The organism is Streptomyces sp. 15-116A (assembly GCF_025290915.1).
Classification (GTDB): domain Bacteria; phylum Actinomycetota; class Actinomycetes; order Streptomycetales; family Streptomycetaceae; genus Streptomyces.
The window spans coordinates 25,240-38,873 of sequence record NZ_JAOCQE010000031.1 but is presented as its reverse complement, the minus strand read 5'-3'; the positions used below and the strand labels follow the sequence as shown (position 1 = coordinate 38,873).

16 protein-coding genes are annotated in these 13,634 nt (G+C 73.0%); 9 read left to right on the top strand and 7 right to left on the bottom strand.

The features are described from left to right. Window positions 1–1,160 (top strand): hypothetical protein (locus N4P33_RS08865; protein WP_260825759.1); only part of this gene is annotated, 1,160 nt, incomplete at its 5' end. A gap of 99 nt (window positions 1,161–1,259) precedes the next feature. On the opposite strand, the gene N4P33_RS08860 is transcribed toward N4P33_RS08865, so the two are convergent. Next, window positions 1,260–1,673, bottom strand: coding sequence for a VOC family protein (locus N4P33_RS08860; RefSeq protein WP_260825758.1), 414 nt, complete (start codon window positions 1,671–1,673; stop codon window positions 1,260–1,262). Between the two features lie 269 nt (window positions 1,674–1,942). Between N4P33_RS08860 and abc-f the strand changes: the two genes are divergently transcribed. The 3 genes from abc-f to N4P33_RS08845 all read left to right on the top strand — a co-directional run bounded on the left by abc-f (window position 1,943) and on the right by N4P33_RS08845 (window position 5,041). Beyond that, window positions 1,943–3,541, top strand: coding sequence for a ribosomal protection-like ABC-F family protein (abc-f, locus tag N4P33_RS08855; RefSeq protein ID WP_260825756.1), 1,599 nt, complete (start codon window positions 1,943–1,945; stop codon window positions 3,539–3,541). Window positions 3,542–3,864: 323 nt separating this feature from the next. After that, window positions 3,865–4,083, top strand: coding sequence for a helix-turn-helix domain-containing protein (locus tag N4P33_RS08850; RefSeq protein WP_260825754.1), 219 nt, complete (start codon window positions 3,865–3,867; stop codon window positions 4,081–4,083). Window positions 4,084–4,228: 145 nt separating this feature from the next. Then, window positions 4,229–5,041: an enoyl-CoA hydratase/isomerase family protein gene (locus N4P33_RS08845; RefSeq protein ID WP_260825753.1), complete on the top strand. Its 813-nt coding sequence runs from the start codon at window positions 4,229–4,231 to the stop codon at window positions 5,039–5,041. 62 nt (window positions 5,042–5,103) lie between these two features. Here the strand turns inward: N4P33_RS08845 and N4P33_RS08840 are convergent, their stop codons facing one another. Beyond that, window positions 5,104–5,847, bottom strand: a complete 744-nt coding sequence (locus tag N4P33_RS08840; protein ID WP_260825752.1) for a nucleopolyhedrovirus P10 family protein — start codon at window positions 5,845–5,847, stop codon at window positions 5,104–5,106. A gap of 87 nt (window positions 5,848–5,934) precedes the next feature. Here N4P33_RS08840 and N4P33_RS08835 point away from each other — a divergent pair, with 87 nt between their 5' ends. The 5 genes from N4P33_RS08835 to amaP are packed head-to-tail and all read left to right on the top strand — an operon-like array spanning window position 5,935 to window position 8,223. Then, a complete protein-coding gene (locus tag N4P33_RS08835) occupies window positions 5,935–6,426 on the top strand; it encodes an Asp23/Gls24 family envelope stress response protein (protein WP_260825751.1) in 492 nt (163 codons plus the stop codon). Window positions 6,427–6,462: 36 nt separating this feature from the next. Then, complete coding sequence (locus N4P33_RS08830; RefSeq protein ID WP_260825750.1) at window positions 6,463–6,648, top strand: hypothetical protein; 186 nt, start codon at window positions 6,463–6,465, stop codon at window positions 6,646–6,648. Beyond that, window positions 6,645–7,028 carry an Asp23/Gls24 family envelope stress response protein gene (locus N4P33_RS08825; protein ID WP_260825749.1) on the top strand — a complete coding sequence of 128 codons (384 nt, stop codon included), beginning with the start codon at window positions 6,645–6,647 and terminating at the stop codon, window positions 7,026–7,028. The genes N4P33_RS08830 and N4P33_RS08825 overlap by 4 nt, the downstream gene beginning before the upstream one ends. Further along, entirely contained in the window at window positions 7,025–7,639 is a 615-nt protein-coding gene (locus tag N4P33_RS08820; RefSeq protein ID WP_260825748.1) for a DUF6286 domain-containing protein, read from the top strand. The genes N4P33_RS08825 and N4P33_RS08820 overlap by 4 nt, the downstream gene beginning before the upstream one ends. Continuing rightward, a complete protein-coding gene (amaP, locus tag N4P33_RS08815; RefSeq protein WP_260825746.1) occupies window positions 7,636–8,223 on the top strand; it encodes an alkaline shock response membrane anchor protein AmaP in 588 nt (195 codons plus the stop codon). The genes N4P33_RS08820 and amaP overlap by 4 nt, the downstream gene beginning before the upstream one ends. Window positions 8,224–8,278: 55 nt before the next feature. Here the strand turns inward: amaP and N4P33_RS08810 are convergent, their stop codons facing one another. From N4P33_RS08810 to N4P33_RS08790, 5 genes are all read right to left on the bottom strand, one after another. Beyond that, complete coding sequence (locus N4P33_RS08810; RefSeq protein WP_260825745.1) at window positions 8,279–9,034, bottom strand: SDR family oxidoreductase; 756 nt, start codon at window positions 9,032–9,034, stop codon at window positions 8,279–8,281. Between the two features lie 4 nt (window positions 9,035–9,038). Further along, complete coding sequence (locus tag N4P33_RS08805) at window positions 9,039–10,820, bottom strand: glycoside hydrolase family 15 protein (protein WP_260825744.1); 1,782 nt, start codon at window positions 10,818–10,820, stop codon at window positions 9,039–9,041. 33 nt (window positions 10,821–10,853) lie between these two features. Beyond that, window positions 10,854–11,186, bottom strand: a complete 333-nt coding sequence (locus tag N4P33_RS08800) for a hypothetical protein (protein WP_260825743.1) — start codon at window positions 11,184–11,186, stop codon at window positions 10,854–10,856. Between the two features lie 128 nt (window positions 11,187–11,314). Beyond that, on the bottom strand, window positions 11,315–11,956 hold the full coding sequence (locus N4P33_RS08795; RefSeq protein WP_260825742.1) for a sigma-70 family RNA polymerase sigma factor: 642 nt from the start codon (window positions 11,954–11,956) through the stop codon (window positions 11,315–11,317). Next, window positions 11,953–13,515, bottom strand: coding sequence for a sodium:solute symporter (locus tag N4P33_RS08790; RefSeq protein ID WP_260825741.1), 1,563 nt, complete (start codon window positions 13,513–13,515; stop codon window positions 11,953–11,955). Before N4P33_RS08790 ends, N4P33_RS08795 begins: the two co-directional genes overlap by 4 nt. Between the last annotated feature and the right edge of the window lie 119 nt (window positions 13,516–13,634).

Here is a 13,634-nt window from a genome sequence, read left to right as displayed (position 1 = left end):
GCGACGGCAAGGCGACCCTCTCCGACGCCACCGCCGAGCACGCGGCCCGGGACCTCGGCCTCACCCCCGCTCAGGTGCGCGCCGACTGGGACACCGCCCGCCTCGCCGGACTCGTCGAGGTGCACGGCGACAGCGCCCGCCCCGGCTGGCGGCTGCGCGCCTGGGACCGCGACGACAGCGCCGTACTGCGCGGCTGGGTCGCCCTCTTCGACGCCTGGTCGCTCGCGCACCCGGAGCCCGAGGACCACGAGCCCGCCGCCGTCGCCGAGGTCGTCTCGGCCATGCCCCAGGTGCTCTCCTTCCTCCAGCTCTCCGCCGGCCCCGTCCCGGTGCCGCAACTCCTCGACCTGCTGCGCCAGCGCGTCACCGAGCTCCGCACCGAACGCTGCGAGATCGACTACGCCCCCCGGCCGTCCCTCGTCGTACCGGAAGCCACCGACACCCCGCTCGAGCCGCTGCTCGACTGGGCCCTCGAAGCCCTCGCCTCCGTCGGCGCCCTCACCTACGGCGACGGACAGGCCACGCTCACCCCGCTCGGCAGCTGGGCGGTCTGGGTCAAGCTGGAGCAGATCTGCGTGGCCGCCCAGAGCCCCGCCGGGAACATCGAGCAGGGCGCCGAGGACATGCTCCGCGGCTGCGCCCAGCTGCGGCCCAACGCCGCCCGCGCCGAGTACCGCGCCTGGCTCGCCGCCCGCCCCGTCGGCAGTGCCGTCACCGAGCTGATCGACGCCGCCCGCGGCGAGGACGCCCTGCTGCGCGGCCTCGCCTTCGAGGCACTGCGCGTGGTCGGCGCCCCCGCGGAGCCCGAGGTCCGCGCCGTCCTCGACGAACCCGCCCTCAGGCCCTACGCCCTGCTGTGGCTCGCCGAGCACGACGGCGCCGACCCCGAGGACGCCCACGAGGTCCTCACCCGGGAGGAGGCCACCTGGCTGTGGGTCGACACCGCCGCCGCCGTCGCCGACCACGGCGAGGCGCCGATGCTGGTACGGCATCTGGAGTCCGCCGTGCAGCCGACCGTGCCCGCGCTGCTCAGCGAGGTACGGGCCGTGGGACACCCGCGCACCGTGCAGGTCCTGGTCGCGCTCGCCGCCGCACACCCCGACCCGGCCCTCGCCAAGGCCGTCCGCCGAGCCGCCTTCCAGGTCCACACCGGCGGCTGACCCACCCGGGCCCGCCCGAGCACACCCCCCGCCCGAGCACTCCCTGTCCGATCGCCCCGGCCCGCTCACCCCCCGGGCGGGCCCCCCGGGCGGACGGCCCTACGCCCTGATCTCCGGCGCGTACGTGCCGAAGCTCCAGATGTTGCCCTCCAGGTCACGGGCCATGTAGTCCCGCGAGCCGTAGTCCTGGTCGGTCGGGGGCATCACGATCTCCGCGCCGTGCTCCACCGCTCGCCGGTGGTGCGCGTCCACGTCGTCCACCACCACGTACACCCCGGCCGGGCCCGCGTCCTTCATCGCCTTGTCGAAGACGCCGCCCGTGCCCTTGGAGCCGAGCATCACCCCGCCGTTGCCCTGGACCAGCTCCGCGTGCACCACCGAGCCGTCCTCACCCTCGTACACGGACAGCTCCGTGAACCCGAACGCCTCCGTGAGCTGCCGGATCGCCGCCTTCGCGTCCGCGTAGACCAGCGTGGGGTAGATGCTGGGACGCCCGTCGCCCGTGCCTGCCATCACGATCACTCCCTTGTGTCGTCGTCGCAGCCGAGATCACCGGAAATCACCGGCCATGACCGGCAATTCCACCTGCCGCCCAGTCTTGCACCGGCCACTGACAACGCCCCCCGACGCGCCCCGGCCCCGGGCCTCGCGACCCCCGTACGCGGAAAACTGCTTGCACTGCCCCGTTAGAATGACCCCTATGGCCATTCTCCTTGCGCATTAGACGGCGGGAACGACCTCAGCCGCCCATCCCGCCACCCACCCGCTCTGGAGTCTGACCAGTGATCTCCGCCTCCGGTATCGAGCTGCGCGCCGGTGCCCGCGTCCTCATCGAAAACGCCACGTTCCGCGTCGCCAAGGGCGACCGCATCGGCCTGGTCGGCCGCAACGGCGCCGGCAAGACCACCCTCACCAAGGTCCTCGCCGGCCAGGGCATCCCCGCCGCCGGGACCGTGACCCGCTCCGGCGACGTCGGCTACCTCCCGCAGGACCCCCGCACCGGCGACCTCGACATGCCCGCCCGCGACCGCATCCTCTCCGCGCGCGGCCTGGACGTCCTGATCCGCAAGATGCGCGAGAACGAACAGCGCATCGCCAACGGCCAGGGCGCCACCCGCGAGAAGGCGCTCAAGCAGTACGAGCGCCAGGAGACCGAGTTCCTCACCAAGGGCGGATACGCCGCCGAGGCCGAGGCCGCCACCATCGCCGCCGCGCTCAAGCTCCCGGACCGGGTGCTCAACCAGCCCCTGCACACGCTCTCCGGTGGTCAGCGCCGCCGTATCGAGCTGGCCCGGATCCTGTTCTCCGACGCGGACACCCTGCTGCTGGACGAGCCGACCAACCACCTCGACGCCGACTCGATCATCTGGCTGCGCGACTACCTCAAGACCTACCGCGGCGGCTTCATCGTGATCTCCCACGACGTCGACCTGGTCGAGACGGTCGTCAACAAGGTGTTCTACCTGGACGCCAACCGGGCCCAGATCGACATCTACAACATGGGCTGGAAGCTCTACCAGCAGCAGCGCGAGGCCGACGAGAAGCGCCGCAAGCGGGAGCGGCAGAACGCCGAGAAGAAGGCCGCCGCGCTCAACGCCCAGGCCGACAAGATGCGCGCCAAGGCCACCAAGACGGTCGCCGCGCAGAACATGGCCCGCCGCGCCGAGAAGCTGCTCGCGGGCCTTGAGGAGGTCCGCCAGTCCGACAAGGTGGCCAAGCTGCGCTTCCCCGAGCCCGCGCCCTGCGGCAAGACCCCGCTGATGGCGGAGGGCCTGTCGAAGTCGTACGGCTCGCTGGAGATCTTCACCGACGTCGACCTGGCCATCGACAAGGGCTCCCGGGTCGTCATCCTCGGCCTCAACGGCGCGGGCAAGACCACCCTGCTGCGCCTGCTCGCGGGCGTCGAGCAGCCCGACACCGGTGCCGTCGTGCCCGGTCACGGGCTCAAGCTGGGCTACTACGCCCAGGAGCACGAGACCCTCGACCCCGACCGCACGGTCCTGGAGAACATGCGCTCGGCCGCGCCCGACATGGACCTCGTCGAGGTCCGCAAGGTGCTCGGCTCGTTCCTGTTCTCCGGCGACGACGTCGACAAGCCCGCCGGGGTGCTCTCCGGCGGCGAGAAGACCCGCCTCGCCCTCGCGACCCTGGTGGTCTCCTCGGCGAACGTGCTGCTGCTCGACGAGCCGACCAACAACCTCGACCCCGCAAGCCGCGAGGAGATCCTCGGCGCGCTGCGCACCTACAAGGGCGCCGTCGTGCTCGTCACCCACGACGAGGGCGCCGTCGAGGCGCTGCAGCCGGAGCGGATCATCCTGCTGCCGGACGGCGTCGAGGACCTGTGGGGCTCCGACTACGCGGACCTCGTCGCTCTGGCGTGATCAACGGCGTATGGATCATTCGGCCCATCGGTGATCCATCATCTGTGTGAGATCTCCTCGTACCGAGGTGTGTCCTACACGGATTTTCCGGCCGAGCCCCTGATGGACCGGGGCTCGGCCGTCGTGTCTTTCTGACCTGGCACTTCGCGGAAGAACCCGTTCGGCGGTATGGGCGAGGCCGGATGGAATCCCGCATTCCGTATGTGGGGATGCGCTCCTGTCGTCACAACCTTGTCTCACGGACCTTGCCGAATGGGTGGCCATGAAGCCCGGTAGGGGTGATCATGAGAAGACCAGAGCGCACTTCCCATGAGGAGGCACGGGTGGCCGAGACTCTGAAGAAGGGCAGCCGGGTGACCGGCGCCGCGCGCGACAAGCTCGCGGCAGACCTGAAGAAGAAGTACGACGCCGGTGCGAGCATCCGGGCGTTGGCCGAGGAGACCGGCCGCTCGTATGGCTTTGTGCACCGGATGCTGAGCGAGTCGGGCGTCACGCTGCGAGGGCGTGGCGGGGCGACCCGCGGCAAGAAAGCCGCGGGCTGACCCGGAGCGTCCCCGATGGTGGCCACCCGGTCGGCCGACCGACCGGCTGGGTGGTTACTGTGCAGTCACTTAACTGTGCCGCAGGATGGGCGCGAGCCCGTCGCCCTACGGCACGGAAGACGACCGCACCCATCGGAGGCGCCCCATGGCTTCGTCCGCCCAGGACCTCGGTCCCGTCAGTCCCGTACTCGACAAGGACGGCGTACGGCTCACCGTCGACGACGCGATCGCCACGGTGACGCTGACCAACCCGGCCAAGCGCAACGCGCAGAGCCCCGCTCTGTGGCGGGCGCTGACCGAAGCGGGCCGGCTGCTGCCGGGCTCCGTCCGGGTCGTGGTGCTGCGCGGCGAGGGCAAGTCCTTCTCCGCGGGGCTCGACCGGCAGGCGTTCACGCCCGAGGGCTTCGACGGCGAGCCGTCGTTCATCGATCTCGCACGCGGCGACGACGCGACGCTGGACGCGACCATCGCCGAGTACCAGGAAGCGTTCACCTGGTGGCGGCGCAGCGACATCGTGTCCATCGCTGCCGTGCAGGGGCATGCGATCGGAGCCGGTTTCCAGCTGGCCCTCGCCTGTGACCTGCGGGTGGTCGCCGACGACGTGCAGTTCGCCATGCGCGAGACCAGCCTGGGGCTCGTTCCCGACCTGACCGGCACGCATCCGCTGGTCGCGCTCGTGGGGTACGCCCGTGCGCTGGAGATCTGTGCGACCGGGCGCTTTGTCATGGCCGAGGAGGCCGTGAACACCGGGTTGGCCAATGTGGCCGTGCCCGCCGCTGAGTTGGACGCGGCGGTGAGTGATCTTGCCTCCGCCCTGCTCGCTGCGCCGCGTGATGCCGTTGTTGAGACCAAGGCGCTGTTGAGGGGCGCTCAGGATCGGTCGTACGAGGAGCAGCGTGTTGCTGAGCGTGCGGCGCAGGCTCGGCGGCTGCGGGATCTGGCGGGGCTCGGCGAGTAGGTCGCGTGCGGGTGCGTCGGGGCTGGTCGCGCAGTTCCCCGCGCCCCTTTGGGGCGCTTGTTTCAGTCTAGGTTTGTTACCAGGACTGACACCGTGGGGTGATCCTGGAGGGTCTCCGAGACTGCCGTGCGGACCGCGCGGGTCACCTCCAGGGGGCGGTGGTCCGATCGGATTGCCAGGTCCACGCGTGCGTGGCGGTGGGGCAGGGCGGTCGTGGTGGCCGGGCGCTCCGTCAGGTGCACCGGGCGGCCCAACGTGCCGGTCAGGCGGGACACCCCGGGAACGGCGAGGGCCGCCGCGGCCACCCGGCCCTCGTCGGAGTCGGCAGGGGCGTCCGGCCCGGCCTCCTTCTCGGCGGTGTCAGGGGTGCCCTCCTCGCTCGGCTGCTGCTCCGGTGCGCCCTCCAGCAGGTCCGTCACCCGCAGGTCCACCTCCGCCACCGTCAGCCCGAGCCGCTCCGCCGCGGCCACCGCCAGGGCCGTCCGCAGGCGGGCCGCCGTGGTCGGCAGCGGCTCGGACGTCGAGGCCGTCGCCGCGAAATCCGCCGTCAGGCGCAAAGGACCCGGGGGCAGCGCGCTCGGTGGGGGCGGCACCACCGGCTCGGACGCGCTCTCCGGGTCGGCCAGCGAGATCCGTACGGAGCCCAGGCGCACGTCCGGCACGCCCTGGGCCACCGCCCGCCGCAGTACCGGCTCGGCCGCCCGCTCCGCGATCCACGCCCCGTCACGGGGCCCGCCCAGGGGCAGGAACCTGCCCAGACCCAACTGTCGTCGCACTGCCTGCGTCCACCGGTCCGCCGTCGTCATTCCTCCAGCCTGCCGCATCCCTGGCGCGCGACCACGCAACCGCGCATACGGTGGTCGAAGGAGGACGACCGAAGGGACGTAACGGCGATGACCGACATGACCGAGGGGACCTCGACCCGGGGCCCCGAGACGGAGAAGACCCTTCCGGAGAGCTCCGCACGCAAGGGCGGCACCCGGCGCGGCGGAGGTGATCCCTCGACCCGCGGCCGCACCACGATCGCCGACGGCGTCGTGGAGAAGATCGCCGGGCTCGCCGCGCGGGACGTGGTGGGCGTGCACGCCATGGGCAGCGGACTGTCCCGGACCTTCGGGGCCGTGCGCGACCGGGTGCCCGGCGGCTCGAAGGCGGTGACGCGCGGGGTGAAGGCCGAGGTCGGCGAGGTACAGACCGCACTCGACCTGGAGATCGTCGTCGACTACGGCGTCTCCATCTCCGACGTCGCGCGGGACGTACGGGAGAACGTCATCGCGGCCGTGGAGCGGATGACGGGCCTCGAAGTGGTCGAGGTCAACATCGCGGTCAGCGATGTGAAACTGCCCGACGAGGAGGAAGAGGAACCGGAGACCCGGCTCCAGTGACCCACTCACCCCGACCGATGAACTGAGGAGCGCACCATGAGCATGGCCGTGGTCGGCATGATCGCCGGAATGGCGCTGGGCTTCGCCGGGTACTTCGGCGGATTCGGCGCCTTCCTGCTGGTGGCGGCCCTGGGAGCCGTCGGGTTCGTGGTCGGGCGGTTCCTCGAAGGGGACTACGAGCTCGGCGACTTCTTCCGTCCCCGCAGCGAACGGCGGCGGTGACGCACGTGAGCACGGGGGCCGGTGAGCTCGCCGCGGTGCCGGCCGTCGTCGCGCCGGGCGAGCGCGGAGCGACCAGGATCGCCGACCGGGTGGTCGCGAAGATCGCCTCCCAGGCGGCCCGCGAGGCGGTCGGCACGCTGCACCCGGACGCCGCGCCGCCGCACGCGACCGTCGTCGTGCACGACGGCACCGCCCGCGTGCGGGTGCACGTCGAACTCGACTACCCGTGCGACATCGGCGGCCGGTGCGGGCACGTCCGCCGCCATGTGACCGAACGGGTGGGCACGCTGGCCGGCATGCACGTACCGGAGGTCGTCGTCCACGTCGAGCGGCTGCACCTGGCGGCGGCACTCGCCGCGGCACAGGGGAGGACGCGATGAGCGAACCCACGGGCACGGTCCTCGACAAGAGCTCCCCGCCCCCGCCCGCCCCGGAGGCCGGGACGAAGGAGCGGCGGCGGTTCTGGTCGTCGCGCCGCGTCCCCGCAGGCCTGCTCGCGCTGCTGGTCCTGGTGATCGCGGGCGCGTTCCTGTACGACATCGCGGCGGTGCGCGCCGACCGGCCCGCCATGAGCTGGCGCCGGGAGCTGTCCACGCAGCTGGCCGAACGGCCCCTGGACGACACCTGGGTGCTGGTCGGCGCCGGGGTCGCCACCGCCCTCGGACTGTGGCTGCTCCTGCTGGCGCTGACCCCCGGACTGCGCCGGCTGCTCCCGATGCACCGCACCCATCCCGACGTACGCGCCGGACTCCACCGGGACGCCGCCGCGATGGTGCTGCGGGACCGGGCCATGGAGGTCGCCGGTGTGCAGTCGGTGCGGGTACGGGTGAGGCGGCGCCGGGCCGAGGTGCGCGCGGTGTCGCACTTCCGTGAACTGGACCACGTACGCGACGACCTGGACGTCGTGCTCGCCGACGCGGTGCGCGGGCTGGGGCTGGCCCGCCCGCCCGCGCTGTCGGTGCGGGTACGGCGGCCGGGCCGGAAGGGGTGAGGGCGGTGCTCAGGGTCGTCAACCGTGTTCTGCTCGGCCTCGCGGGCCTGGTGCTGGTCGCCCTCGGCGGCTCCGTGCTCGCCATCGGGCTGGGAGCGCCGGCGCCGACCTGGTGGCTGCACGACGGGCGGGACGACGTGCTGCTGAGCGAGGCGGAGCGGACCCGGTGGCGGGACGAGGGCTGGTGGTGGCCGGTCGTCCTCGCCGCCCTCGCCGTCCTGGTCCTGCTCGCCCTGTGGTGGCTCGTCGGGATACTGCGCCGACGGCGCCTGGGCCACCTCTTCGTCGACACCGGGGACGGCGAGGGCGCGGTGCTCCACGGGCGGGCCCTGGAGCACGTCCTCACCGAGGAGACGAGCCACCTCGACGGCGTCGAACAGGCCCACGTCCACCTCACCGGACGCCGCCACGCCCCGGAGACCCACGTACGCCTCTCCCTGGCGCCGCACGTCGACCCCGGGACGGCCCTGGACCACCTGACGACCCACACCCTGACCCACGCCCGCGACGCGACAGGCCTCACCACCCTGCCGGCGGAGGTCCGCCTACGGGGCGTCAAGCACCGGGCGGAAAGGGTCAGTTGACCGCGGGGGCGGTGGGTTCAGGGGAAGCACTTCCCGAAGTCCGCCGCCCCGCGCCTCAGAACCCGTGCCGGAAGCCCCCGTCCACCGGGAGCATCACGCCCGAGAGGTAGGACGCCGCCGGGGAGAGCAGGAACGCCGCCGTACGGCCGAACTCCTCCGGGGTGCCGTAGCGGCGCAGCGGGATACGGGACTCGGCGGCCCGGCGGGTGGCCTCCGGGTCGGCGGAGAGGGAGTCCAGTTCGCGCACCCGGTCGGTGTCGATCCGGCCCGGCAGCAGGCCGACGACCCGGATGCCGCGCGGGCCCAGCTCGTCGGCGAGGGACTTGGCGAAGCCCGCCAGGCCGGGGCGCAGCCCGTTGGAGATGGTCAGGCCCGGGATCGGCTCGTGCACCGAGCCGGACAGCACGAACCCGATGACGCCGCCCTCGGACAGCTCCTGCGCCGCGGCCCTGGCCAGCCGTACCGCGCCCAGGAACACCGACTCGAACGCCGCCCGCCACTGCTCGTCGGTGGTGTCGGCGACGAACCCCGGCGGCGGCCCGCCCACGCTGACGAGGATGCCGTCGAAGCGGGCGAAGCGCTCACGCGCGGCCGCGATCAACCGCGCCGGCGCCTCCGGGTCGGCGTTGTCCACGGCCACCCCGACCGCGTCCGGCCCCAGCGCGGACGCCGCCTCGGCGACGTTCTTCTCCTCCCGCCCCGTGACGACCACCTTCGCCCCGTCGGCCACCAGCTCCCGCGCGGCGGCGTGACCCAGCCCGCGGGTCGCCCCGGTGACGACGTACACCCGGTCCTTCAGTCCAAGATCCATGGCCCTATCCTGCCTCCTCGTCCCCGAACAGGGCGAGGGCGGTGTTCACCAGGCCGATGTGGCTGAACGCCTGCGGGAAGTTCCCCAGCAGCCGGCCCTCCACCGAGTCGTACTCCTCCGCCAGCAGCCCCACGTCGTTGGCGAGCCCCAGCAGCCGCTCGAACAGCTCGCGGGCCTCCTTCGTCCGCCCCGTCAGATGCAGGGCGTCCGCCAGCCAGAACGAGCACACCAGAAACGTGCCCTCCTCACCGGGCAGCCCGTCCACGGTGACGGCGTCGGAGGTGTAGCGGCGCAGCAGACCGCCCTGCCCCAGCTCCTCGCGGATCGCGTCGATCGTGCCGATCACCCGGGGGTCGTCCGGGGGCAGGAACCCCACGCGCGGGATCAGCAGCAGCGCCGCGTCGAGCTCGCGCGAGCCGTAGGACTGGGTGAAGGTGTTCCGCTCGGGGTCGTACCCCTTCTCGCACACCTCCCGGTGCACCTCGTCGCGCAGCTCGCGCCAGCCGTCGAGGTCGCCGTCGAAGTCGGGATGCTCCTCCAGCGTGCGCACCGCGCGGTCCGCCGCCACCCACACCATCACCTTGGAGTGCACGAAGTGGCGTCGGCCGCCGCGCACCTCCCACAGTCCCTCGTCCGGCTGCCGCCAGGCCGAGCGCAGGAAGTCCATCAGGACCGTCTGCAGCGCCCATATGTCCGGCTTCGGAGGCAGCCCCGAACGCCGGGCCAGCGCGAGGGAGTCCATCACCTCGCCGTACACGTCCAACTGGAGCTGGTTCACCGCGTCGTTGCCGATCCGCACCGGACGGGCCCCGTCGAAACCGGCCAGCCAGGGCAGTTCGAACTCGGGCAGCCGCCGCTCGCCCGCCACGCCGTACATGATCTGCAGGTCCGCCGGATCGCCCGCGACCGCGCGCAGCAGCCAGTCGCGCCACGCCTCCGCCTCCTCCTGGTACCCGGCCGCCAGCAGCGCGTTCAGCGTGAGCGTGGAGTCGCGCAGCCAGCAGAAGCGGTAGTCCCAGTTGCGCACCCCGCCCGGCTCCTCCGGCAGCGAGGTGGTGGGCGCGGCCACGATGCCGCCGGTGGGCGCGTAGGTGAGCGCCTTCAGCGTGATCAGCGAGCGGACCACCGCGTCCCGGTACGGGCCGTCGTAGCGGCAGCGCGACGCCCAGGCGCGCCAGTCCGCGACGCTGTGCCGCAGTGAGACGTAGGGGTCTATCAGCGGCGGGCGCTGTTCGTGGGAGGGGTGCCAGGTGAGGACGAACGCGACCCGCTCGCCCTCCTTGACCGTGAACTCCGAGTGGGTGCCCTGGTCCTCGCCCCAGGTGTGCACCTCCGGCTCGCTGCGCAGCCACGCCGAGTCCGGCCCGGCGACCGCCACCCGGTGGCCGTCGGACCGGCGCACCCAGGGCACGACCGAGCCGTAGTCGAAGCGCAGCCGCAGCGTGCTGCGGACGGTCACCTCACCGCGGACGCCCTGCACGATGCGCACCAGGTCGGGTGCGCGGTCCCGCTGCGGCATCAGATCGGTGATCCTGATCGCCCCCTCGTCGGTCTCCCACTCGGTGTCCAGGACGAGGGTGTCGGGCCGGTACGCGCGACGCGTGCAGCGGTCCGCGCCGACGGGGGCGATACGCCAGTGGCCGTTGTCCTCGTCGCCGAGCAGCCGGGCGAAGCAGGCGCCCGAGTCGAAGCGGGGCAGGCAGAGCCAGTCGACGGAACCGTCCACGCCCACCAGGGCAGCGGTCTGTTCGTCGCCGATGAGCGCGTAGTCCTCGATGCGATGCACGAGGTGCGCCTTCCCGGCCCCGGGGGGAGGCAATCAGGGGCGGGCCCGGGGGAGTGAGGGCCCGTCGGCGGAGGGTGAGCCGTTGCCGGAGAAGATGACGCCGGGATCCGCGGGCGCCTGGTTGAGCACCCACAGCCCGATGAGTGTGGCCAGGGTGAACACCACGGCGACGAGCACGGTGAGGACGAGCCGCCGCCGGCGTTCCCGGCGCAGCCACTCGCCGCGCGCGGTGCGGTACGCGTCCGGGTCGGGCAGCACTCCGCCGGCCAGGGCCGCGAGGGCGTCGCGCAGTTCCCGCTCGGTGCGCTCCGCGTCCGCGTTCGTGTCGGTGCCCTGTTCCGTGCCCGTATGGGCGGCTTGTTCCATGCTCGCCCGTGTGCCCTGCTCCGGGCCCGGTCGTGCGCCGTGTTTCGTGCCCGGCGGCCGGGGCCGGGCGCGGTCGTGGCCCGTGCGGTCCGGGCTGGTGTCACGCGACGGAGTCGCATCTCGATGCGTCATCGCCGGGCCTCCATCGCCTGGGTGAGCGCGGCGATGCCGCGTGAGGTGTGCGTCTTGACGGAGCCGCAGGTGATGCCCATCGCCGCGGCGATCTCGGACTCCTTCAGCCCGAGCCAGTGCCGCAGCACCAGCGCCTCGCGCTGCCGGGTCGGCAGCTGTTGCAGCGCGTCGATCAGCACCCGCTGGTCGTCCCGCAGCAGCGCGGTGTTCTCCGCGGAGGCGACCGTCTCGTCCGGCGGGTTCTCCGTCAGCCGGCGGGCGACCTGGAGGTGGCGTATCCGCATCCGGGTCAGATTGCAGACGGTGGAGCGCAGATACGCCTCCGCCGCGGCCACGTCCTTCAGCCGCCGCCACTTGCGGTAGATCTGGTAGTACGCCTCGGCCACCACGTTCTCCGGGTCGTCGGCGCCGAGCAGCACGGCCAGCCGCAGCATCGAGGAGTAGTGCAGCTCGAACAGCCGGGCCACGCCCGCCTCCCGCTCCAGCTCGGCCGGGTCGGTGACGGCGGGCGGCAGCGGCCCGGCCCCGGGCGTGCGTGCGGCCGGAGGTGCGGGCGCCGCGGCGGGCGGGGGAGCGGCCGGGGCCGGGACCGGGCTCGGCGGCAGGGTGGTGGTCCGAGGGTGCTGTCTGCGTCTCACGGTGTGTTCGCTCCCGTCTCCGGGTGGCGCCTGGGCAGCAGGCGGGACGGCAGGTCGGTGGCGTCGCCGCCGCGCGGGACACCGAGGCGGCGCAGCACCCCGGTGCCGGTCACGGCGACGGTCAGATTGAGCAGCAGGGCGGCGACACCGGCGTAGATCTCCAGCGGTCCGGCCCCGAGGTCGAGCGGCACGATCGAGGAGAACCCCTCGCGCACCACGAGATACGTTCCGGCGACCATCCCCACCGCCCATCCGGCGAGGAGCGCCCGCGGGTGCAGCCACCGCGTGTACAGGCCGATGGCGACCGCCGGGAAGATCTGCAGGATCCACACCCCGCCGAGCAGCTGGAGGTTGATGGCGTCCTGGTCGCGCAGCCCGAACACGAACGCGACCGCCCCCAGCTTCGCGGTGAGCGACACGGCCTTGGCGATCCGCACCTGCCGCTTCGGCGTGGCGGTCGGATGGACGTACTCGACGTACACGTTCCGTACGAAGCTCGTCGCGGCGGCGATCGACATCACCGCCGCCGGCACCAGCGCGCCCACCACGATCGCGCCGAACACCAGCCCGGCGACCGGTCCCGGCATCAGCCGGTCGACCAGCATCGGCACGGCCGCCTCCGCACCGCCCTCGGGCGCCCGCACCCCCGCCGCGAGGGCCGCGATGCCGAGGAATCCGAACAGCGCGAGCAGCGCCGTCCAGGCGGGCAGCCCGACGGACACCTTGCGCAGGGTGCGCGAGGAGTCGGCGGCGAAACCGGCGGTGAGCACATGCGGGTACATCAGCAGCGCCAGCGCCGAGCCCAGCGCGAGCGTCGCGTACGCGGGCTGCTGCCCGGCGGTGAGCAGCAGCGGTGAGTGGGCGGCGTCGGTGCCGCCGAGGGCGCGTCCGGCGCCGTCGAAGACCGCGCCGGGACCGCCGAAGCGGCGCAGCACCAGCCAGCACACGGCGGTCAGCGAGACGAAGACCGCCACCGCCTTGAGCGCCGCGATCACGGCGGGCGCCCGCAGCCCGTGCCGGTACGTGGCCACGGCGAGCCCCGCGAACAGCGCCACCATGATCAGGTCGCCCGTCGCCCCGCGCGGATACAGCCCGCCCGCGGCGAGCACCGCGCGGATGCCGAGCAGCTGCAGCGCCAGATACGGCATCGTCGCGAGGATCCCGGTCAGCGCCACCACCAGCGCCAGCGGCGGCGACCCGTACCGGCCGCGCACGAAATCGGCGGCCGTGACATAGCCGTGCCGCCGGGCCACGCTCCACAGCCGGCTCAGCAGCACGAAGGCGAGCGGGCAGACGATGATCGTGTACGGCACGGCGAAGAAGGCGGGCGCGCCGTTGCCGTACGCGAGGCCGGGTACGGCGGTGAAGGTGTAGGCGGTGTAGATCGTGCCGCCGAGCAACAGCCAGGTCCAGCCCGGGCCGAGGGCGCGGTCGGCCAGCGCCCAGCCGTCCAGCGAGGGCAGCCGGTCGCTCGGTCTGAGCCGCCGCGCGGTGACGGCCAGCAGCGACGCCCCGCCGATCACGGCGAGGAATGTCGCGGTCATGGCGCCGTCGGCCATGGGTCACCGTCCTTGGTGTGCCTGTGCCCTCGGGGGAGAGTTGCGCGGGGGGCCCGTCCGGAGGACAGGATCCGGCCAGATGACAGGAACCGGTCCGGTCACGGTCCGAACGGTCGTTG

Bases quoted from the DNA above. Each gene is read 5' to 3' on its own strand.
- N4P33_RS08860 (WP_260825758.1), bottom strand. From the start codon at position 1,673: ATGGCAGGCACGGGCGACGGGCGTCCCAGCATCTACCCCACGCTGGTC.
- N4P33_RS08845 (WP_260825753.1), top strand. From the start codon at position 4,229: ATGGCTTCGTCCGCCCAGGACCTCGGTCCCGTCAGTCCCGTACTCGAC.
- N4P33_RS08840 (WP_260825752.1), bottom strand. From the start codon at position 5,847: ATGACGACGGCGGACCGGTGGACGCAGGCAGTGCGACGACAGTTGGGT.
- N4P33_RS08835 (WP_260825751.1), top strand. From the start codon at position 5,935: ATGACCGACATGACCGAGGGGACCTCGACCCGGGGCCCCGAGACGGAG.
- N4P33_RS08830 (WP_260825750.1), top strand. From the start codon at position 6,463: ATGAGCATGGCCGTGGTCGGCATGATCGCCGGAATGGCGCTGGGCTTC.
- N4P33_RS08820 (WP_260825748.1), top strand. From the start codon at position 7,025: ATGAGCGAACCCACGGGCACGGTCCTCGACAAGAGCTCCCCGCCCCCG.
- N4P33_RS08810 (WP_260825745.1), bottom strand. From the start codon at position 9,034: ATGGATCTTGGACTGAAGGACCGGGTGTACGTCGTCACCGGGGCGACC.
- N4P33_RS08800 (WP_260825743.1), bottom strand. From the start codon at position 11,186: ATGGAACAAGCCGCCCATACGGGCACGGAACAGGGCACCGACACGAAC.
- N4P33_RS08790 (WP_260825741.1), bottom strand. From the start codon at position 13,515: ATGGCCGACGGCGCCATGACCGCGACATTCCTCGCCGTGATCGGCGGG.